This window comes from Brevundimonas mediterranea (genome assembly GCF_011064825.1).
GTDB lineage: Bacteria > Pseudomonadota > Alphaproteobacteria > Caulobacterales > Caulobacteraceae > Brevundimonas > Brevundimonas mediterranea_A.
Map to the genome: position 1 here is coordinate 2,285,832 of NZ_CP048751.1, position 17,197 is coordinate 2,303,028.

At 68.1% G+C, this 17,197-nt stretch carries 21 protein-coding genes; 4 read left to right on the forward strand and 17 right to left on the reverse strand.

All coding sequences use genetic code 11. The annotated features are described in order from the left end of the window. Positions 1 to 23 precede the first annotated feature (23 nt). On the reverse strand, positions 24 to 476 hold the full coding sequence (locus tag GYM46_RS11250; RefSeq protein ID WP_008264018.1) for a chemotaxis protein CheW: 453 nt from the start codon (positions 474 to 476) through the stop codon (positions 24 to 26). A gap of 125 nt (positions 477 to 601) precedes the next feature. Further along, positions 602 to 1,171, reverse strand: coding sequence for a YqgE/AlgH family protein (locus GYM46_RS11255; protein WP_008264211.1), 570 nt, complete (start codon positions 1,169 to 1,171; stop codon positions 602 to 604). A gap of 116 nt (positions 1,172 to 1,287) precedes the next feature. Between GYM46_RS11255 and GYM46_RS11260 the strand changes: the two genes are divergently transcribed. Together GYM46_RS11260 and GYM46_RS11265 are read left to right on the forward strand one after the other, a co-directional pair. After that, a complete protein-coding gene (locus tag GYM46_RS11260; RefSeq protein WP_008263696.1) occupies positions 1,288 to 1,773 on the forward strand; it encodes a peroxiredoxin in 486 nt (161 codons plus the stop codon). A 63-nt stretch (positions 1,774 to 1,836) separates the two neighbouring features. Next, positions 1,837 to 2,271 (forward strand): very short patch repair endonuclease, encoded by a 435-nt coding sequence (locus GYM46_RS11265; protein WP_008262989.1) that lies wholly within the window; start codon positions 1,837 to 1,839, stop codon positions 2,269 to 2,271. Here GYM46_RS11265 and GYM46_RS11270 read toward each other — a convergent pair. From GYM46_RS11270 to GYM46_RS11290, 5 genes are all read right to left on the reverse strand, one after another. After that, positions 2,244 to 4,136 carry an ATP-binding protein gene (locus GYM46_RS11270; protein WP_008259082.1) on the reverse strand — a complete coding sequence of 631 codons (1,893 nt, stop codon included), beginning with the start codon at positions 4,134 to 4,136 and terminating at the stop codon, positions 2,244 to 2,246. The genes GYM46_RS11265 and GYM46_RS11270 overlap by 28 nt on opposite strands. Positions 4,137 to 4,208: 72 nt before the next feature. Then, on the reverse strand, positions 4,209 to 5,258 hold the full coding sequence (locus GYM46_RS11275) for a quinone-dependent dihydroorotate dehydrogenase (protein ID WP_008263371.1): 1,050 nt from the start codon (positions 5,256 to 5,258) through the stop codon (positions 4,209 to 4,211). After that, positions 5,255 to 5,599 carry a DUF952 domain-containing protein gene (locus tag GYM46_RS11280; RefSeq protein WP_008261625.1) on the reverse strand — a complete coding sequence of 115 codons (345 nt, stop codon included), beginning with the start codon at positions 5,597 to 5,599 and terminating at the stop codon, positions 5,255 to 5,257. Before GYM46_RS11280 ends, GYM46_RS11275 begins: the two co-directional genes overlap by 4 nt. Continuing rightward, the gene (locus GYM46_RS11285; protein WP_008258782.1) at positions 5,596 to 6,099 is read right to left on the reverse strand and encodes a SixA phosphatase family protein; all 504 of its coding nucleotides are present in this window, start codon (positions 6,097 to 6,099) and stop codon (positions 5,596 to 5,598) included. The genes GYM46_RS11280 and GYM46_RS11285 overlap by 4 nt, the downstream gene beginning before the upstream one ends. A 59-nt stretch (positions 6,100 to 6,158) precedes the next feature. Further along, on the reverse strand, positions 6,159 to 6,908 hold the full coding sequence (locus GYM46_RS11290; RefSeq protein ID WP_008259778.1) for a methyltransferase domain-containing protein: 750 nt from the start codon (positions 6,906 to 6,908) through the stop codon (positions 6,159 to 6,161). Between the two features lie 46 nt (positions 6,909 to 6,954). Between GYM46_RS11290 and gloB the strand changes: the two genes are divergently transcribed. After that, positions 6,955 to 7,683 carry a hydroxyacylglutathione hydrolase gene (gene gloB, locus GYM46_RS11295; RefSeq protein WP_008260401.1) on the forward strand — a complete coding sequence of 243 codons (729 nt, stop codon included), beginning with the start codon at positions 6,955 to 6,957 and terminating at the stop codon, positions 7,681 to 7,683. Here the strand turns inward: gloB and GYM46_RS11300 are convergent. From GYM46_RS11300 to GYM46_RS11330, 7 genes are all read right to left on the reverse strand, one after another. Next, positions 7,673 to 8,392 (reverse strand): DUF4908 domain-containing protein, encoded by a 720-nt coding sequence (locus tag GYM46_RS11300; protein ID WP_230307690.1) that lies wholly within the window; start codon positions 8,390 to 8,392, stop codon positions 7,673 to 7,675. The genes gloB and GYM46_RS11300 overlap by 11 nt on opposite strands. Positions 8,393 to 8,491: 99 nt before the next feature. After that, a complete protein-coding gene (gene phbB / locus GYM46_RS11305; RefSeq protein ID WP_035310400.1) occupies positions 8,492 to 9,217 on the reverse strand; it encodes an acetoacetyl-CoA reductase in 726 nt (241 codons plus the stop codon). Between the two features lie 118 nt (positions 9,218 to 9,335). Then, a complete protein-coding gene (locus tag GYM46_RS11310) occupies positions 9,336 to 10,397 on the reverse strand; it encodes an NAD(P)-dependent alcohol dehydrogenase (protein ID WP_008262280.1) in 1,062 nt (353 codons plus the stop codon). An 84-nt stretch (positions 10,398 to 10,481) separates the two neighbouring features. Next, positions 10,482 to 11,231, reverse strand: coding sequence for a DUF72 domain-containing protein (locus GYM46_RS11315; RefSeq protein WP_008258846.1), 750 nt, complete (start codon positions 11,229 to 11,231; stop codon positions 10,482 to 10,484). Continuing rightward, positions 11,228 to 11,536, reverse strand: a complete 309-nt coding sequence (locus GYM46_RS11320; RefSeq protein ID WP_008263996.1) for a type II toxin-antitoxin system RelE/ParE family toxin — start codon at positions 11,534 to 11,536, stop codon at positions 11,228 to 11,230. Before GYM46_RS11320 ends, GYM46_RS11315 begins: the two co-directional genes overlap by 4 nt. Next, a complete protein-coding gene (locus GYM46_RS11325; protein WP_369733658.1) occupies positions 11,533 to 11,826 on the reverse strand; it encodes a type II toxin-antitoxin system ParD family antitoxin in 294 nt (97 codons plus the stop codon). Before GYM46_RS11325 ends, GYM46_RS11320 begins: the two co-directional genes overlap by 4 nt. Positions 11,827 to 12,124: 298 nt before the next feature. Next, positions 12,125 to 12,556: a hypothetical protein gene (locus GYM46_RS11330; RefSeq protein ID WP_008264126.1), complete on the reverse strand. Its 432-nt coding sequence runs from the start codon at positions 12,554 to 12,556 to the stop codon at positions 12,125 to 12,127. A gap of 194 nt (positions 12,557 to 12,750) precedes the next feature. Between GYM46_RS11330 and GYM46_RS11335 the strand changes: the two genes are divergently transcribed. Then, positions 12,751 to 13,776 (forward strand): IS110 family transposase, encoded by a 1,026-nt coding sequence (locus tag GYM46_RS11335; RefSeq protein ID WP_008258776.1) that lies wholly within the window; start codon positions 12,751 to 12,753, stop codon positions 13,774 to 13,776. Between the two features lie 282 nt (positions 13,777 to 14,058). Here the strand turns inward: GYM46_RS11335 and GYM46_RS11340 are convergent, their stop codons facing one another. From GYM46_RS11340 to GYM46_RS11350, 3 genes are all read right to left on the reverse strand, one after another. Then, positions 14,059 to 14,679: a DJ-1/PfpI family protein gene (locus tag GYM46_RS11340; RefSeq protein ID WP_008263552.1), complete on the reverse strand. Its 621-nt coding sequence runs from the start codon at positions 14,677 to 14,679 to the stop codon at positions 14,059 to 14,061. Positions 14,680 to 14,945: 266 nt separating this feature from the next. Further along, the gene (locus tag GYM46_RS11345; RefSeq protein WP_040349742.1) at positions 14,946 to 15,683 is read right to left on the reverse strand and encodes a prephenate dehydrogenase/arogenate dehydrogenase family protein; all 738 of its coding nucleotides are present in this window, start codon (positions 15,681 to 15,683) and stop codon (positions 14,946 to 14,948) included. A 145-nt stretch (positions 15,684 to 15,828) separates the two neighbouring features. Then, positions 15,829 to 17,160 carry a dihydroorotase gene (locus tag GYM46_RS11350; RefSeq protein WP_008259409.1) on the reverse strand — a complete coding sequence of 444 codons (1,332 nt, stop codon included), beginning with the start codon at positions 17,158 to 17,160 and terminating at the stop codon, positions 15,829 to 15,831. Positions 17,161 to 17,197: the final 37 nt, after the last annotated feature.

Consider the following 17,197-nt stretch of genomic DNA (forward strand, 5'->3'; position numbering starts at 1 on the left):
CAGGATTCCGGTCGGGTCAGGACTCAGGCGGCCTCGGCCAGCGGCGGCAGCACATTGTTCAGGTCCAGCAGGCTGATCATCTCGCCGTCGACGGCGAATATGCCGGCGATCACGCCGGGGCCGCCGTCGTCGCCCATGTCAGGCGTCTGTTGGCGCATCCCGTCGTCCAGTTCGACGATGTCCGACACCGCCTCGACCAGAAGACCGACCGTGCGCGAGCCGCATTTCACCACCATGATGGCGTGACGGGCCGAGGGTTCCTTGGTCGGCAGGCCGAGGCGCGCCGCCAGGTCGATGATGGGCAGGACGACGCCGCGAAGATTCACGACGCCCTTCATGTAGTCAGGCGCACGGGGCAGGGGCGTGGTGGGCGTCCAGCCGCGGATTTCCAGCACCGAGGTGATGTCGATGCAGAAGGCTTGCTCGCCGACGCGGAAGCCGACCAGTTCGCGACGATCACCCTTGGAAATCAGCATCACAAATTCCTCCCGACCCAGGCCAAACCGATTGGCTGATCCCGAGGCAGACCCCAGTCTCGCGCACCAGCCTAGCGATTTCGTTAATGCGGACGGAGTTTCGGATGGCGCGGCCGAAGCCGGGTTCAGGCCCGCCCGCCCTGGCTGGAAAGCCGGCCCGCATCGACGCCCATGCGGGCCAGGGCGCGGGTCCATTTGGACTCGTGGTCGCCGTCGAAAATCAGATCCAGGTCGGCGTCGGCGGTCAGCCAGACGTTTTCGGCCAGTTCGTCCTCCAACTGGCCCTCGCCCCAGCCGGCGTAGCCGAGCAGCAGGGCCGACCGGCGCGGGCCGGCCACGGCGTCGGTCATGGCGGCCAGGGCCTCGCGCGTTCCGGTCATGGCCAGGCCGTCGCCGAAGGGCAGGGTGTCGTCGCCCGTGCTCCAGTCGTCGGTGTGCAGCACGAAGCCCCGTTCACGTTCGACAGGCCCGCCCATCAGGACGACCCGACCGACCGAATCCTCCGGCGCCGGCGCGTCCAGCTTGTCCAGAACAGTCTTCAGATCGACGCCGGGCGCCGGGCGGTCGATCCGCAGTCCCATGGCGTGATCCGGCCCGTGCGCGCAGATCAGGATGACGGCGTGTTCGAACCGGGGGTCGCCGATGCCGGGCATGGCGACCAGGAGACGGCCCGTCAGGGATGAGGCGTCGGTCATGATGATCCTATCATCGGGCGTGAAACGGGCGGGCGCAAGGCGTTGCCGCTTGCGATGACGGCGGCGACGTCTATCTGTCGCGGGCGCACCCATCCAACCCGCGCGGAGAGAGCCCCATGACCATCCAGATCGGCGACCGGATTCCGAACGCGAGCTTCGCCCGGGCGACGGCCGAAGGCCCCAAACCCGTCAATACGGCCGACATCTTCGCCGGCAAGACCGTGGCCCTGTTCGCCGTGCCGGGCGCCTTCACCCCGACCTGCTCGGCCCGCCACCTGCCGGGCTTCAAGGACAATCTGGAGGCCATCAAGGGCAAGGGCGTGGACGTGGTCGCCTGCATCTCGGTCAACGACGCCTTCGTCATGAAGGCCTGGGCCGAAAGCCAGGGCATCGACGACGAGTCCATCGTCATGCTGGCCGACGGCAACGGCGACCTGACCCGCGAACTGGGTCTGGTGCTGGACGGCTCGGGCTTCGGCCTGGGTCAGCGGTCGCAGCGCTATTCCATGCTGGTCAAGGACGGCACGGTCACCCAGCTGAACATCGAACAGGGCGGCGAGTTCAAGGTGTCTTCGGCCGAGCACCTGCTGGCGCAGCTCTGATAGGGGTTGGTCCAGGCTGCCGCTTCGCGACTTGAGCTTCGTGACTTGAGTTCTGGACCGATCATGAGCACCGACGTCTTCAGTCCTGAACAGCGCAGCGCGGTGATGCGGCGCGTGAAGGGGCGGGACACGTCGCCGGAACTGGCCGTGCGCAGGATCCTGCGCGCGGCCGGGATCGGGTATCGGCTGGGCGGCCAGGGCCTGGCCGGTCGGCCGGATGTGACGATGAAGGGGCGCAAGGTCGCCGTCTTCGTCCACGGCTGTTTCTGGCATGGGCACGACTGCGCGCGGGGGGCGCGCAAGCCCAAGGCCAACGCCGAATACTGGAGCGCCAAGATCGACCGCAACCGCGCCCGCGACGCGCGGGTGACGGCCCAATTGCGGGATGACGGCTGGCGGGTTCTGACGGTGTGGGAGTGCGACCTGCGCACGCCGGGCTTCGCCGAACGGCTGGTCGCGGATGTCCGGGATCAGGCGGCGGCGATCTCGGCCGCCTGAGCGGAGTCGTCCAGCACATGCTGCAGCGCGCCCAGCAAGGCCGGGGGCGTCAGGGGTTTCGACACGAAATAGGCCATGCCTGCGGCCTGACAGGCGGCGACGTCTTCGGGGGCGGTGTCGGCGGTGACGGCGACGACGGGCGTCCGGGCGTTGGGGCCGCCCTCGGCGCGCAGGCGGCGGGTGGTCTCGCGCCCATCCAGCTCCGGCATACGGACATCCATGAAGATGACGTCGAAGACCGTCTCGGCGCAGCGCTCCAACGCGATCATGCCGTCGGCGGCCGTGACGATGTCGCAGCCGAGAGGCTGCAGGATCAGTTGGACGGCGCGACGGTTGATGTCGTGGTCGTCGACCACCAGCAGGCGCAGCGGACGGTCGTCGTCGGTCTGGTCGGCGGTTTCGGCCGTCGGGGAGACGTCGGCGTCCCGTGGGACGGCCGGCGACGTTCCGGCGTCCAGCCCCGCGGCCAGCGGCCGGGCCGCCAGGGCCAGGGCGATGTCCAGACGGCTGTCGTCGCCGGGAACCAGGATCGGCGCGGCGTTCTCGCCGAAGGGCAGGCTCAGGGAGACGGTGAAGCTGGCGCCCTGGCCCGGCGCGCTGCGCGCCGTCAGGCGGCCGCCCATCAACTCGACCAGGTCGCGGCTGATCGCCAGACCCAGGCCCGAACCGCCGTACCGGGCGCTGACTCCTTCGGCCGTCTGGTCGAACGGGTTGAACAGCCGCGCCAGCTGATCGCCGGTCATGCCGGGGCCGGTGTCCTGAACCTCAAGCAGAACACAATAACCGGAGGGCTCTTCGGCCCAGGCGTCCAGGCGCAGGGTGATCCGGCCCTGGGGCGTGAACTTCACCGCATTGGACATCAGGTTGTTCATCACCTGACGGATCCGCATGGCGTCGCCCTTGACGCTGCGGGGCATGCGCGCGGCGCCCTCGACGCGCAGCTTCAGGCCCTTGGCCTCGATCGGTCCGCGCCACAGGCGCAAGGTCTGGGCCAGCGTGGCGCGCAGGTCGAAGTCGACGGCCTCGACCGTCATCCGGCCGGCGCCGATCTTGGAGTGATCCAGCAGGTCGTCCAGCAGGGCCTTCATCATCAGCCCGGCGTCGGTGATCAGATGGGCGTTTGACCGCGAGTTCGCGTCCAGCGCCTGAAGCTCTGCGGCGCCGGTCAGTATGGCGCCGATCGGGGTGCGCAGATCGTGACCGATGGCGGCGAGGAAGGCGGTGTGGGCGACCAGGCTCTCTTCGGCCTTCACGCGCAGGCGCTCGGCCTCGGCGTGGGCGCGCATCTGGTTCTCGGTCGCCTCGCTCATCTTCTGCCAGCTGATGATGGTGAAGAAGATGACCAGGACCACGGCTGCGGCGGCCGTCATCACCAGGGGCGGCGGCGCCCCGAACCAGGCGGCCAGGAAGGGAACCGCCAGCAGATACAGCATCGGCGGCGTCAGGGAGGAGACCAGTATCGATTTCGAGCGCGGCGAATTGATCATCGAGAAGAGCATCAGGGCCGGCAGCATCAGGGCCGCGCAGACCCCGCCCAGCGGACCGCCGATCAGCCACATCGGAATCGACAGACTGCCGAACAGCGAGGCGCTGGCGAACAGGCTCAGGCAGGCCGTCACCCGGCCCCACAGGGGGATCTTCCCGTCGCCGTCACGATTCACGCGCGCGAAGGCGAGCAGTTCCAGACCCTGCATCAGGCCATAGGCCGCGAACCAGGCCAGGCAGATCCGCCAGCCGATCATGGGCGTCACGACAAGGGCGACGGCGGCCCCCAGTCCCAAACGCTGCAGCAGATTGCTGCGGCGATGGCGGGCGGCCACTGTCCAGCCGCTTGCGGCGGTGTCGACTGCGGTCGTCTTGGACATCCAGCTTCCCGGCAATACGAACCGTGGTCGTTCGCTTGGCGGTACTAGACGCAGATCGAGGCTAACGCTCTGTCAACGCGAGGCCCCGATAGCGGCCGAAATTGAGGAAAAACCATCGGCGCGCAGTCGCGCCGCCAGATCACGCTTGATGCGGGTGATCAAACCGGGCCCGTCGTAGATCAAGGCGGAATAGACCTGAACAGCGCTGGCCCCCAGACGGATGCGGGCATAGGCCTCGGCCCCGCTGTCGATCCCGCCGACCGCGATCAGGGGCAGGCGCCCCTGGGCCGCTTCGGCGGCGGCGCGCAGAGCCTTTTCCGCGAACGGGCGGATCGGGGCGCCCGACAGGCCGCCCGTCTCATGCGCATCGGGGGATCGCAAGGTCTCGGGCCGTTCCAGGGTGGTGTTGGAGACGATCAGGCCGTCGATCCGGTGCGCCAGCGAGGCCTCGACGATCATGCCGATCTCGTCGGCGATCAGGTCGGGCGCGATCTTCAGGAAGACCGGCACGCGGGCGGCGGGGTCGGCGGGGCGGGCGGCGTCGATCCGGCCCAGCAGATCGTCCAGCTGTTCACGCCCTTGCAGGGCGCGCAGACCGGGCGTGTTGGGCGAGGAGATGTTGACGGTGAAATAGGAGGCGCGGCCGGCCAGCCGCTGCAGGCCTGCGACATAGTCGGCGGCCTTGTCTTCCGTATCCTTGTTGGCGCCCAGGTTGGCGCCGACGACCACGTCCGTGGGGCGGCGATCCAGACGGGCGGCGAAGGCCTCCAGGCCTTCATTGTTGAAGCCCATCCGGTTGATGATCGCCCGGTCCTCGGTCAGGCGGAACAGGCGGGGCTTGAGATTGCCGGGCTGCGGGCGGGGCGTGACCGAGCCGCATTCGACGAAACCGAAGCCCAGCCGCGACAGGCCGCGCAGGGCCTCGCCGTTCTTGTCCAGGCCGGCGGCCAGGCCGACGGGATTGGGCAGGGCGAGCCCCGCCAGCGTCGTATGCAGGATCGGATCGTCGGCCGCCGGGGCGGGAAGGGGGGCGAGGGCCAGGCCCTTGATCGCCACCTGGTGGGCGGTCTCGGGATCGAGGCGGCGAAGGGCGGCGGCGCCCCAGTCGGCCAGCAGGCTCATGCCGGATCCTCGAACAGCATGGCTCCGTCCTCGGCGACCGAGAGGGCGCGCACGGCGGTGACGGCGGCGACGGGCAGGGGCGCGTACAGATGCGGGAACAGGTCGCCGCCGCGCGACGGCTCCCACACCAGATCCGCGCCGAACCGCGCCAGATCGACCGTCAGCAGCATCAGATCGTCGCGGCCCGCGTAATGGCGGCGCGCGGTCTCGACCAGTTGCTCGCCGGTGGACATGTGGATGTAGCCGTCCGCCAGATCGACGGCGGAGCCTTCGTAACGGCCCTCGGCCACGGCGGCGCGCCATTCCTCGGCGGCGAGGATCTTGTAGGCGGTCCCGGTCATGCGACCCCCAGGTCGCGCGGAGTCAGGAAGCCTTCGAAGACGCAGCGCCCCGCGACATCGACGGTGAACAGGGCGGCGGCGGCGGTCGGGAAACCCCCGGCCAGACGGTCCAGAATGGCCGGCGAGGCCGCGCTTTCGGACAGGTATTCGGTGGCCAGCACATGGACGCCGGGATTATGGGCCAGCAGCATCAGGCAGCCGGCCTCGTCCTCGCAGGACTCGACGAAGCGACGCAGCACGTCGGACGGCGCATTGTACAGGCGCGGTTCGTGGCGGACTTCGACGTCGCCGAAGGCGTCATGCATCTGGTCCCAGGTCTGGCGCGTACGGACGGCGGACGAGACCAGGGCCAGGTCGGGCTTCAAACCGCGCTCGGCCAGGGTCTGGCCCATCCGCACGGCCTCCTTGCGTCCGGTGTTGGACAGGGGGCGGGCTTCGTCGCCGCCGGACGGGCTGGAGGCCTCCGCCTGGGCGTGCCGCATGAGGATCAGTCGATGCATGAGGCTCGCCATAAGGCCGTTCGCGTCCGACGAACAGATGGGACGATCTCAACTCCCTGTCAGGGGTGCGGACGGGGCGTCGGGGAGGAGGTCGAGGCGGCGGGCTGGGGCGTCAGCGCCGGCCGGGCCGGAACGCGCTGGGCCAGGCCGCTGGGACGGATGCGCGCATAGGCCTGTCGCGACGCCTCCAGCAGGATCACGCCCGCGGTGTTCGGCGCGATGCGCCGCCCGACCTGTTCGAAACCGTCGGCCAGGGGCAGCAGCGGCGTCCAGGGCGGGACATACAGGGTCTGGGACCAGGCCGCCGGCTCCAGCCCCGCCTCGCGCACCAGCCGCTCCAGCTGGCCCCGGGTGAAGGGGCGGCCGTGGCCGAAGGGGGTGTTCTCGGCCCGCGCCCACAGGCCGCCGCGCGCCGCCGCCGCCAGGATGATGCGCCCGGTGGGGGCCAGGGCGCGCACCGCCTCCAGCAGCAGGGCGGCGGGATCGTCGGCCTCTTCCAGGGCGTGGACCAGCAGGATGCGGTCGAACGACCCGGCGGCGAAGGGCAGGCGGCGGTCGTCGACCAGAAGGGTGCGGTTGCGCCCCACGCTGGGCCAGTGTTCGACGCCCTGGCCGCTCGGCATGGCGGCGACCACGCGGCGGGCGCCGACGAAGGCGTCCAGCCAGGGCGTGGCGTAGCCGACGCCCAGAACGTCGCAGTCGGGGGCCTCGCCCCAGGCGTCGTCCAGGCGCCGGGCCAGCAGGCGGCGCACCAGGGCCCCGGTCGGCTCGCCGTAGAAGGTTCGAAGCTCGTCGATGCTGCGCCGCATGGGGTCCACCATAGGCCCGCCGGAGCCGTCCTGCTAGAATGACGTCATGACCCTGGATGTTCACCTGTTTCCGTGCCGCAGCGACAATTACGGCTTCCTGATCCGCGATACGGCGACCGGCGTGGTCGCGGCGGTGGACACGCCGGATGCGGAGCGAATCCTGCAAGAGTTGGAGGCCCTGGGCTGGGGGCGGCTGGACCTGATCCTGAACACCCACTGGCACCCGGATCACACCGAGGGCAACGAACGGCTGAAGGCCGAGACGGGCTGCGAGATCGTGGGGCCGGAGGAGGTGCGCCGCGTCGCGCCGCTGGACCGGGTGGTCGCGGACGGCGACGTGGTGATGGTCGGCGAGACGCGGTTCGAGGTCACGGCCACGCCCGGCCATACGCTGGGCCATGTGGTCTTCCGCTCGGTCGAGAACCAACTGGCCTTCGTCGGCGACACCCTGTTCGCCCTGGGCTGCGGCCGGTTGTTCGAGGGGACGCCGGAGCAGATGTGGGCCAGTCTTCAGGCCCTGGCCGCCTGGCCCGAGGCGACCGTGATCTGGTGCGCCCACGAATATACGGCCTCGAACGCGCGTTTCACCCTGACCCTGGACGACCGGCCCGAGACCCGGGCCCATGCCGAGGCGATCTTTGCGGCGCGGGCGCGGGGCGAGCCCACCGTGCCGACGACGATCGGGACGGAGCGGCGGTTCAATCCGTTCCTGACGGCGGTCGATGCGGCCCAGTTCGCCGCGCGGCGGGCCGCAAAGGACGGCTTCAGCGGCTGAGGACGTCGTCCGCGACCACGCGGACGATCAGGGCCGAGGACGGCCGGCCGGCCACGCCGGCGCGCGGCATGATCACGATGCGCAGGACGCCGCGTGAGAAGGTCGCCTGGGGGCCCCGGCCCTGATCGACGATCTCGATGCGGCGGATCTTGTCCGCCTCGCGGCGCAGGGCCGGTGATCGGGCCATGCGGGCGATGGCGTCCACGGCGGTCGACAGGGCGTCGGCGGCCACGGCTTCCGAGCCGGGCTGAATGTCCACGTCCACGACCACCAGTCGGCCCAGGGCGCGGCTGGCCCGGTCGCTCTGGCGGATGATGTAGTTCCACAGCTGGACGGCCGTCAGGGCCGGGGCCAGCAGGGGCGCGGCCTCGCCCGACGGCGAGACGGGCGAGCCCTGGGGCGCCGTGGTGGTGTACAGGGTCATGCCGCCGTCGGCCGTGACGCGCAGCACCTGGTCGCCGTTGTCGTTGCGATAGACGATGTCGCCGCGCGGGGCGGGGGCGGGACGCAGCACCCAGATCTCGGTCGAACGGTCGAACCGCAGCAGGGGGCGCGACCCGGTCACGTCCAGCACGAACCCCTGTCCCGTGCCGGCCACATAGCGGGCCGAGGGCGGCAGGTTGCGGCGCGACTGGGCGTGGCAGTCTGAGGGCAGGACCGCAGGCGCAGCCACGGACAGACCCACGGTCACGACGGCCGCCAGGGCCATCGCGGTCACGCGAGGCGACTTTTTCGCCCAGTCCGTTTCCGTCAACTTCATGAGACTGTGGATGAAACCGTCACGCGGCGGATTTTGGGCGAAGCCGCTTCACCCGACCAGGTACTGACCGCCGTTCAGAGACAGGGTGCAGCCTGTGACATATCCAGCACGCTCGCCCACCAGCCAGGACACCATGTCGGCGATCTCCTCGCCCTTGCCCAGGCGGCCCACGGGGATCTGGGCCACGATGGATTCCAGCACCTTGGGGTCCATGGCGCCGACCATCTCGGTGTCGATATAGCCGGGGGCGATGCAGTTGACGGTCACGCCCTTGCGGGCGTTCTCCAGGGCCAGGGCCTTGGTGAAGCCGATCATCCCGGCCTTGGCGGCGGAATAGTTGGTCTGGCCCACCTGGCCCTTCTGGCCGTTGATCGAGGAGATGTTGACGATCCGGCCGTGGCCGCGGTCGCGCATGCCGTTGATGACCTGGCGGGTGGTGTTGAAGACGCTGTCCATGTTCACCCGGATCACGTCGGACCACTGGTCATGGCTCATCTTGTGGAAGAAGCCGTCGCGGGTGATGCCGGCGTTGTTGACCAGGATGTCGACCGGACCCAGCTCGGCTTCGACCTCCTGCACCGCGCGCGCGCAGTCTTCGAAGCTGCCGACATTGCCCTTCACTACGAAACAGCCGGTGGCCCTGGCCGTGGCCTGGGCGGCTTCGTCATTGCCGGAATAGCCGGCGGCGACGCGAACGCCGTCCTCGCTGAGGCGCTGGACGATCGCCCTGCCGATGCCTCGGGTGCCGCCGGTCACGAATGCCACACGCGCCATGATCGTTTCCTTGTCCCTTTGGTCCGTCTGCTGCGGACCGTGGTTAAAGGTGTAGCGACGCCTCGGCCGCAGGCAAGCCCGATTTCCGCGGGGGAAACCGGGCTTGATGTCGCACGGATCAGGCCGCCAGCTTTTCCATGTCGATGACGAAGCGGTAGCGGACGTCGGACTTCAGCATCCGCTCATAGGCTTCGTTGATCTGGTCGGGGGCGATGGTCTCGATGTCGCAGGCGATGCCGTGTTCGGCGCAGAAGTTCAGCATCTCCTGGGTTTCGGCGATGCCGCCGATCAGGGAGCCGGCGATGCGGCGACGACGCCACAGCAGGGGCACGGCGAACACCGGCAGGCCCTCGGTGGTCAGGCCCAGCATGACCATGGTCCCGTCACGCGCCAGCAGCTGGACCTGGCTGGAGATCTCGTGCGTGGCCGAGACGGTGTTGATGATCAGGTCGAAGCTCTCGGCCGCGGCCTTCATCGCCGCCTTGTCCGAGTTGATCAGGAAATGCTTGGCGCCCATCCGCTCGGCGTCGGCCTTCTTGCGGTCCGAGGTGGACAGGACCGTGACCTCGGCGCCCATGGCCGCCGCCAGCTTGACCGCCATATGGCCCAGACCGCCCAGGCCGATGACCGCGACCTTGGATCCCGGTCCGACGCCCCAGGTCTTCAGCGGCGAATAGGTGGTGACGCCGGCGCACAGCAGGGGGGCGGCGACGTCCAGCGGCAGGCTGTCGGGGATGGACAGGACGAAATGCTGATCGACGGTGATGTGGTCGGAATAGCCGCCCTGGGTGATGGTCTCGGCCGTGCCGCCCTTCCTGTCCTTGCCGCCGTAGGTGCCGGTGAACCCGGGCACGCAATACTGCTCCAGCCCTTCCTGGCACGACGAACATTCGCGGCAGCTGTCGACCATACAGCCGACGCCGACGCGGTCGCCTTCCTTGAAGCGGGTGACGTTCGAGCCGACGGCCGCCACCACGCCGGCGATCTCGTGACCGGGCACCAGCGGGTACTGGGCCTGGCCGGTCTCGCTGCGGGCCATGTGCAGGTCGGAATGGCAGATGCCGCAGTATTTGATGTCGATCAGTACGTCGTCGGGGCCGGGATCGCGCCGTTCGAAGCTGTAGGGGGTCAGGGGCTTGTCGGCGGCGGTCGCGGCGAAGGCGCGTGTGGCGATCGGCATGGGAGGTCCTTCAGGCTTTCGGGCAGGCGGTGGGGCGTGGGGGGCAGATGTGGCCCGGCGTGACCGGTCGCAAGGCGGCGCGCGTCATTTCAACTGGGCGATCAGCGCCTGGGCGGCCGCCGGGTTCCGCACCTTGGCCCCCGAGATGAAATAGGCGAAGACCTCGCCGCGTTCGGCCCAGGCCTTGGCTTGGTCGGCGACGGCGGACAGTTCGGCGGCGGTCATGCCGGTGGGCTCGTCCTCGCGGCTGGACATCAGCCGGGCATAGGTAAAGTCGGCGGTCGCCTCGTCGATCTGGGGCCAGGTCGGCTCCTCGTCATCGACGGCGTAGACGATGGCGACGCCGTATTTGCGGGCCAGGTCGTAGAACTGCTCGGTGGCGAAGCTCGGGTTGCGGACCTCCAGGGCGTGACGCAGGCGGATGCCGTCCTTCTCCGGGGGCAGTAGTTTCAGGAAGCCCTCGAAATCCTCGGGGTCGAACTTCTTCGTCCCCATGAACTGCCAGTTGATCGGGCCCAGCTTGTCGCCCAGTTCGGTCAGGCCCTGGGACAGGAATTTCTCGAAACTCTCGCCGCCGTCCGACAGGATCTTGCGATTGGTGCAGTAGCGGCTGGCCTTGACCGAGAAGACGAAACCGTCCGGCGTCTCGTCGCGCCATTTGCGCCAGGAGTCGGGTTTGAAGGTCGAATAATAGGTGCCGTTGATCTCGATGCTGGTCAGTTTCGACGCCGCGTATTCCAGCTCGCGCTTCTGCACCAGACCCTCGGGATAGAAGACCCCGCGCCAAGGTTCGAAGGTCCAGCCGCCGACGCCGATGTGGATGGGGTGGGTCATGGCCAGTCGCTTCCCAGAGGTGAGGCCGTCCAGTCCTCGCGTGCGCTGCGGATGCGGAGGACTGCGACGATGTCGTCGATGTGTTCGTAGATGATGACGTGAGCGCCATAGGGCTGAACCCTGACGGGCGGCTGGATATCCGTGTGCAACCGGCCCGTATCGGGGAACAGGAGCAACTGCTGCAACTGGTCTTCCAAGCCTGAAATATAGGTTTCGGTCTGGCGGGCGCCGAACATTTCCAGGCCCTGCCAGAAAATCAGGCGCAGATCCGCTTCGGCGTCTTCGCTCAGCCGCAGGCGGGTCACGCCGCGCCCTTGCGTCTTTCGAATTCGGCGCGGACTTCCTCGAAGATCTCACGTGGGGTCTTTTCGCTGATCCCGCCGGCGCGCGCCTCGTCCACCAATCGCTGCATATGGGCGATCTTCTCGGCCTTGACCTGTTCGCGGCGGATCAGGTCACGGACGACGTCCGAGGCGTTGGCGTAGCGGCCTGATTTGGCCTGTTCCTCGACCCAGGCCTTCATCGGGTCGGGCAGGGAGATGTTCATCGTCGCCATGGGGTCTGCTCCTGTCCGGTCAGAATGGGAGTTTGGCAATCTTTGTCAATTGTCGCAGGGGATTTCAGACGGTGCGGCGAAAAAACAGTGTCTGAATAGTCTGAATTGTCTGAAATCGGGGTGGGACGAAATTGCGCGGAGCCCTCGAACCCAGGGCGAGGCGCCAGAGTCTGCAACTGAATGAGCCTCCCTTCCAATGCCGACGACGGAAGTATAGGCCCGCAGGGAAGGGCGGGGGGTGGCGACGGGATTTTTCAGTCAGGCGGTTGTTTCGTCGACAGAATGTCTGCGGAATTAGGATAGGTGGCGCCTGCGCCGACCGTCCGCGCGCCGGCCCTTATGATCGGCGCGCCATGGTCACGGCGCCGATATGGCCGCCGATGGGGAGCAGACGGACCCTCAGACTCGCGTCGCCCTGGAACCCGCCGCGCGACCGACCCGTCAGGGTGAAGGTCATGCGCACGCCGCCCGAGGCCATGACGACGACCAGCTTGCCGTCCCTTATGCGGCAGTCCGCCGGATCCCCGTCGAGGACGCACGAAAGCCGGCCGCGCGGCTGGGGCGTGACCGTCAATGGGAAATCCAGCTGGTTTCCGCTCTTGGACTTGAAGGAGATGTTGAGGTCCTGCCGCTCGGCCGGCGTGATCTTCAGCATCCAGTCGCCGGCCACCTCGCCACCGGTGATGGGCGGCGCTGCCTGAGCCAGGGCCGTTCCGCAAAGGGCGCAGGCCGCCAGGCCGCCCGCCAGGAACGCTCGCCGCTTCGCCATGCCCGCCTCCGACCGTTCAGCCTGGAGTAGGGTAGGGCGATGATGCTGGATTGCCGCGTGAATTATTGGAAAGGTTGGGGATCAGCGGACTGTGCGGAGGTCTTAAAGGGGTGAAAGGGGTGATGGGGTGGACGCCCCCCGACGGCATCTATGTGCCAGAGTGAGGTGTTGAACAGCACTCGAAGGAGGCGTCCGTGGAACAAGTTAGCACTGTCGGTCTGGATCTCGCCAAGAACATCTTTCAAGCGCATGGCGCTGATGCCTCGGGCGAGGTGGTGTTTCGCAAGAAGTTGGGTCGAGGCCGATTGCTGGCGTTCTTCGCTGGCCTGTCGCCCTGCGTGGTGGCGATGGAGGCCTGCGCCGGCGCCCATTACTGGGGGCGTGAGCTGGCCCGCCAGGGTCATACGATCCGATTGATCCCGCCCATCTATGTAAAGCCGTTCGTGAAGCGTCAGAAGAACGATGCGGCCGATGCCGAAGCCATCTGTGAGGCGGCGCAGCGCCCCAGTATGAGGTTCGTGCCGCTGAAGGAGGAGGAGCAGCAGGCCAGCAGCGTGGTCTTTCGGGCCCGCGACCTTCTGGTCCGGCAGCGAACCCAGACGATCAACGCCCTGCGCGGTCACCTGGCCGAATACGGCTGGATTGTTCCCAAGGGCGTTCCGCACGTCGATAGGTTGATCGCGCGCGTCGAAGATCCGGCAGAGGCGCTTCCAACCGCCGCGCGGACGATTCTTCTCGTCCTGGTCTCGACCCTCCGATCGCTGGACCAGCAGATCGCCGTGCTCGATGCGGAGATTGCTTCCCGGGCCAAGAACGATCCGGTTGCGCGTCGACTGATGACCATTCCCGGGATCGGTCCCATCACAGCTACAGCCTTGGTCGCACTGGCCCCGTCACCCGAAGCCTTCAAGAGCGGTCGGCACTTCGCCGCCTGGCTGGGACTGACGCCGCGACAACGATCCACCGGCGGTCAGCAGAAGCTCGGCGCGATCACCAAGATGGGCGAGCGAACGCTTCGACGGCTGCTGACCATCGGGGCCAGCGCGGTGATCAAACAGGCCGTCATTCGGGGCGCGCCAGCAGGTTCCTGGCTGAGCCAGATGCTGGAGAGAAAGCCCAAGATGTTGGTCATCGTCGCCTTGGCGAACAAGAACGCCCGCATAGTCTGGGCGCTCTTGGCCAAGGGCGATGTCTACCGAGCTCCGGTCGTGTCGGCCTAGCCAGCACGACCGCGAGACGTCGAAGCGTAGGGATGAGCGAAGGAGCGTATGGCGCAACAGTCGGCGAGACGGGATCAGGAAAACCAGGGCTTTCCACTGTGCTTCGAGCACGCCGTGGGTGATTTGGACCGGATCCGCGAACTCCCATACAGGCCAGCGGTCTTTGAGCGACCGCATCAACAGGCCGGACAGATGGCAGCATCCGACTACGTGTCAGAAATTCCCGAAAATCACTCTTGCGCTGAAGGGGGCGTCCACAGATGAGAAGCGGACGACCATGGATTATGCAGCCCGTGTTTCTCCGACGTTCAAAAACGGCGTCACCGCCGCCATCGCGCGCTGGACGTATTCAGCCTTCTCGCCGACGGGCGCGACGTAGTGAATGGCTTCTTCTGCGTCACGCAGGGTCGCCAAGCGCGCAATCATCCAAGCGGCAAGGTATTGCGAGGCTAGGCAACCGCCGGCGGTTGCGACATTGCCGTGCGCGACGAACGGCGCATCAACGACATTTACGCCCGCCTCGATAACCCAAGGCTTGGTCGTCAGGTCGGTGCAGGCGGGCAGGTCGCCGATCAGCCCCAGCTTGGCCAGTAGAAGCGTGCCGGAGCACTGAGCGCCGATTAGCTGGCGCGACGGGTCCAGCGGGAGGCGCGACAGGAACGTGGGATCGGCGGCGTAATCGCGGGTCTTGATCCCGCTGCCAATCAGCACCGCGTCGGCGTCGGCCAAGAACTCCAGCGGCTTCTGGCGCTGAATCGTCACCCCGGCCATCGAGGTGACCTCCGGCGTGGGGCAGGTGATGTGGGCCGCCCAGCCCTGTGATTTCATCCGGTTTAAGATGCCTGCTGCGATGAAGGAATCCAGCTCGTTGAAACCATCAAGGGTTAGGACGGCGATCTGCATGACGGGCACGGCGCTAGGAGATGATGAGGAAGACGGCAGGGTCGCCGAGTTATAGGGCCGCCGCAAGAGCGGACATTCTGGTTGCCCGGTTCGGGTCGTCTTGCGAAATCGCCGCCGGTTCGCAAAGCAGACTTGGGAGCAGGGCTCTCACCCGCTGCTCCGGTTGTGACCGGTATGTTCGATTACACCATCCCAGGCCCAGGTTCAGCGAACCGAGACGCCTCGTCAACCGATGTGAGGCATGGCGTGGTCGGATGCTTCCCCACTCACTCCCCGTCCAGTTCCCCCCGCGCCGCGTCCGCCAGGGCGAAGAAGCGGTTGCGGATTTCGGCGGCGAAGGGGTTGTCGCGTTCGATGGCGCGGAAGACGGCGGGGCTGTCGTGGCGGACCATGTCGACGGCCTGCATCAGCCGGTCGAAACTGGTGGTGGTCATGCGGGTCGGCAGGGGCTCCATGGCCAGCAGCAGGCGGGCGATCAGATGGGTCAGGCCCTGGACCGTGGCGGCCTCGCGGTCGTGATCCTCGGGGCTGACCTGAAACACCTTCAGGGCCAGGGCGCGGCGGCAGAAGGCGGCGACGCGGCGGGCGTCGCGTTTGCCGCGCACCTCGCAGACGGCGAGGCGCAGGCCGGCGATGCCGGCCTTGCCGCTCTGGGGGCCGAACAGGGGGTGGGTGCCGACGATCCGCACGCCGGGGGGCAGGAGCTCGGCCATCAGCCGGGCGGGTTTGACCTTCACCGAGCCGACGTCGATCACCAGAGCGTCGGGGCGCAGGTGGGGGCGGATTTCGGTCAGGGTGGCGGCCAGGGCCTCGACCGGGACGGCCAGGATGATCGTGGGGCAGGCGGCGGCGGCAGCCAGGTCGGTCAGGGTGGCGTGGCCGTCTGCGTCCGTAGCGGCCGGGTCATGGGCGTGGATGTCGAACCAGGGCGACAGATGCCGCGCCGTCAGCCGCCCGAAGGCGCCGAAGCCGATCAGGCCGAGTTTTTCCTTCTCCCCCGTCATCCTCGGGCTTGACCCGAGGACCGGGCGCGGATCGGGCTGTGCGCCCGCCGCTGACGCAATGCGGCGGACCCTCCGGTCCTCGGGTCAAGCCCGAGGATGACGGGGGTGGGGGTGGAGCGGGTGACGGATTGTGTAGAGGCCGACCTCACAGCGTCTCCATGAACCGCACCGGCCGACCATGGGCCGCGCCGATCAGTTCGCCGTCCTGCATCACCACCCGGCCGCGCACGAGGGTGGCCATGGGCCAGCCGGTCGCCTCGAACCCGTCGAACGGGGTCCAGCCGCAGCGCGACGCCTGCTGGTCGTGGGTGATCACGCGCTTCGCCTTCAGGTCGACGATAGTCAGATCGGCGTCATAGCTGACGGCCATCCGCCCCTTGTTGGCCGTGCCGAACACCCGCTGGGCGCCGGCCGAGGTCAGGTCGATGAACCGCTCCAGGCTGAGCCGGCCCTGGGCCACATGGGTCAGCATCAGGGGCACCAGGGTCTGGACCCCCGGCATGCCCGACGGCGAGGCCGGATAGGGCTTGGCCTTCTCCTCCTTGGTGTGTGGCGCATGGTCGGACCCCAGAACGTCGGCGACGCCCTGCTGCATGCCCCACAGCCATAGGGCGTCCACATGCTCCTGCGACCGGATCGGCGGGTTCATCTGGGCGTAGGCGCCCAGCCGCTCATAGGCCTCGGGCGCGGCCAGGGTCAGGTGTTGCGGCGTGATCTCGACGGTGGCGACATCCTTGTGGAAGCGCAGGAACTCCATTTCATCTTTCGTCGTGACGTGCAGGACGTGGATGCGGGCGCCCGTCTCCTGGGCCAGGCCGACCAGGCGGCGCGTCGAGCGGATGGCGCTCTCGGCGTCGCGGACCTCGGGGTGGCTGGTCCAGTCGCCGGTGCGGGCCAGGCCGCGCCGCTCGACCAGCCGGTATTCGTCCTCGGAATGGAAGGTGGCGCGGCGGCGCACGTTCGACAGGACCTTGCGCACCCCCTCGTCGTCGGCGATCAGCAGGTCGCCGGTCGAGGCGCCCATGAAGACCTTGACCCCGCAGCAGCCGGGCAGCCGCTCCAACTCGCCCAGATAGTCGGCGTTCTCGTGGGTGCCGCCGACATAGAAGGCGTGGTCGGTCCACATCCGGTCCTTCGCCCTTGCCAGCTTGTCGGCCATGGTGTCCGGGTCGGTGGTGTTGGGATTGGTGTTCGGCATCTCGAACACGGCGACGACCCCGCCCAGGGCGGCGGCGCGTGACCCGGTCTCCAGGTCTTCCTTCCACTCCAGGCCGGGTTCGCGGAAATGGACCTGGGTGTCGATGACGCCGGGCAGGACCGTCAGGCCCGTGGCGTCGAAGGTCTCGCCGGCCGAGGCCTGGGACAGGTCGCCGATGAAGGCGATCTTGCCGTCGATCACCCCGACGTCGGCCCGGCCGCGCCCCGCGTGATTGGCCACCTCGCCGCCACGGACGATCAGGTCATAGGTCTGGGTCATGGGGGCGGCTCCTGAGGCTGGCTATGCGAGCTTCTAG

Coding starts and splice junctions, on each gene's coding strand:
- GYM46_RS11250 (WP_008264018.1), bottom strand. CDS start 476: ATGCTGATTTCCAAGGGTGATCGTCGCGAACTGGTCGGCTTCCGCGTC.
- GYM46_RS11255 (WP_008264211.1), bottom strand. CDS start 1,171: ATGACCGACGCCTCATCCCTGACGGGCCGTCTCCTGGTCGCCATGCCC.
- GYM46_RS11260 (WP_008263696.1), top strand. CDS start 1,288: ATGACCATCCAGATCGGCGACCGGATTCCGAACGCGAGCTTCGCCCGG.
- GYM46_RS11265 (WP_008262989.1), top strand. CDS start 1,837: ATGAGCACCGACGTCTTCAGTCCTGAACAGCGCAGCGCGGTGATGCGG.
- GYM46_RS11270 (WP_008259082.1), bottom strand. CDS start 4,136: ATGTCCAAGACGACCGCAGTCGACACCGCCGCAAGCGGCTGGACAGTG.
- GYM46_RS11275 (WP_008263371.1), bottom strand. CDS start 5,258: ATGAGCCTGCTGGCCGACTGGGGCGCCGCCGCCCTTCGCCGCCTCGAT.
- GYM46_RS11280 (WP_008261625.1), bottom strand. CDS start 5,599: ATGACCGGGACCGCCTACAAGATCCTCGCCGCCGAGGAATGGCGCGCC.
- GYM46_RS11285 (WP_008258782.1), bottom strand. CDS start 6,099: ATGCATCGACTGATCCTCATGCGGCACGCCCAGGCGGAGGCCTCCAGC.
- GYM46_RS11290 (WP_008259778.1), bottom strand. CDS start 6,908: ATGCGGCGCAGCATCGACGAGCTTCGAACCTTCTACGGCGAGCCGACC.
- gloB (WP_008260401.1), top strand. CDS start 6,955: ATGACCCTGGATGTTCACCTGTTTCCGTGCCGCAGCGACAATTACGGC.
- GYM46_RS11300 (WP_230307690.1), bottom strand. CDS start 8,392: ATGGCCCTGGCGGCCGTCGTGACCGTGGGTCTGTCCGTGGCTGCGCCT.
- phbB (WP_035310400.1), bottom strand. CDS start 9,217: ATGGCGCGTGTGGCATTCGTGACCGGCGGCACCCGAGGCATCGGCAGG.
- GYM46_RS11310 (WP_008262280.1), bottom strand. CDS start 10,397: ATGCCGATCGCCACACGCGCCTTCGCCGCGACCGCCGCCGACAAGCCC.
- GYM46_RS11315 (WP_008258846.1), bottom strand. CDS start 11,231: ATGACCCACCCCATCCACATCGGCGTCGGCGGCTGGACCTTCGAACCT.
- GYM46_RS11330 (WP_008264126.1), bottom strand. CDS start 12,556: ATGGCGAAGCGGCGAGCGTTCCTGGCGGGCGGCCTGGCGGCCTGCGCC.
- GYM46_RS11340 (WP_008263552.1), bottom strand. CDS start 14,679: ATGCAGATCGCCGTCCTAACCCTTGATGGTTTCAACGAGCTGGATTCC.
- GYM46_RS11345 (WP_040349742.1), bottom strand. CDS start 15,683: ATGACGGGGGAGAAGGAAAAACTCGGCCTGATCGGCTTCGGCGCCTTC.
- GYM46_RS11350 (WP_008259409.1), bottom strand. CDS start 17,160: ATGACCCAGACCTATGACCTGATCGTCCGTGGCGGCGAGGTGGCCAAT.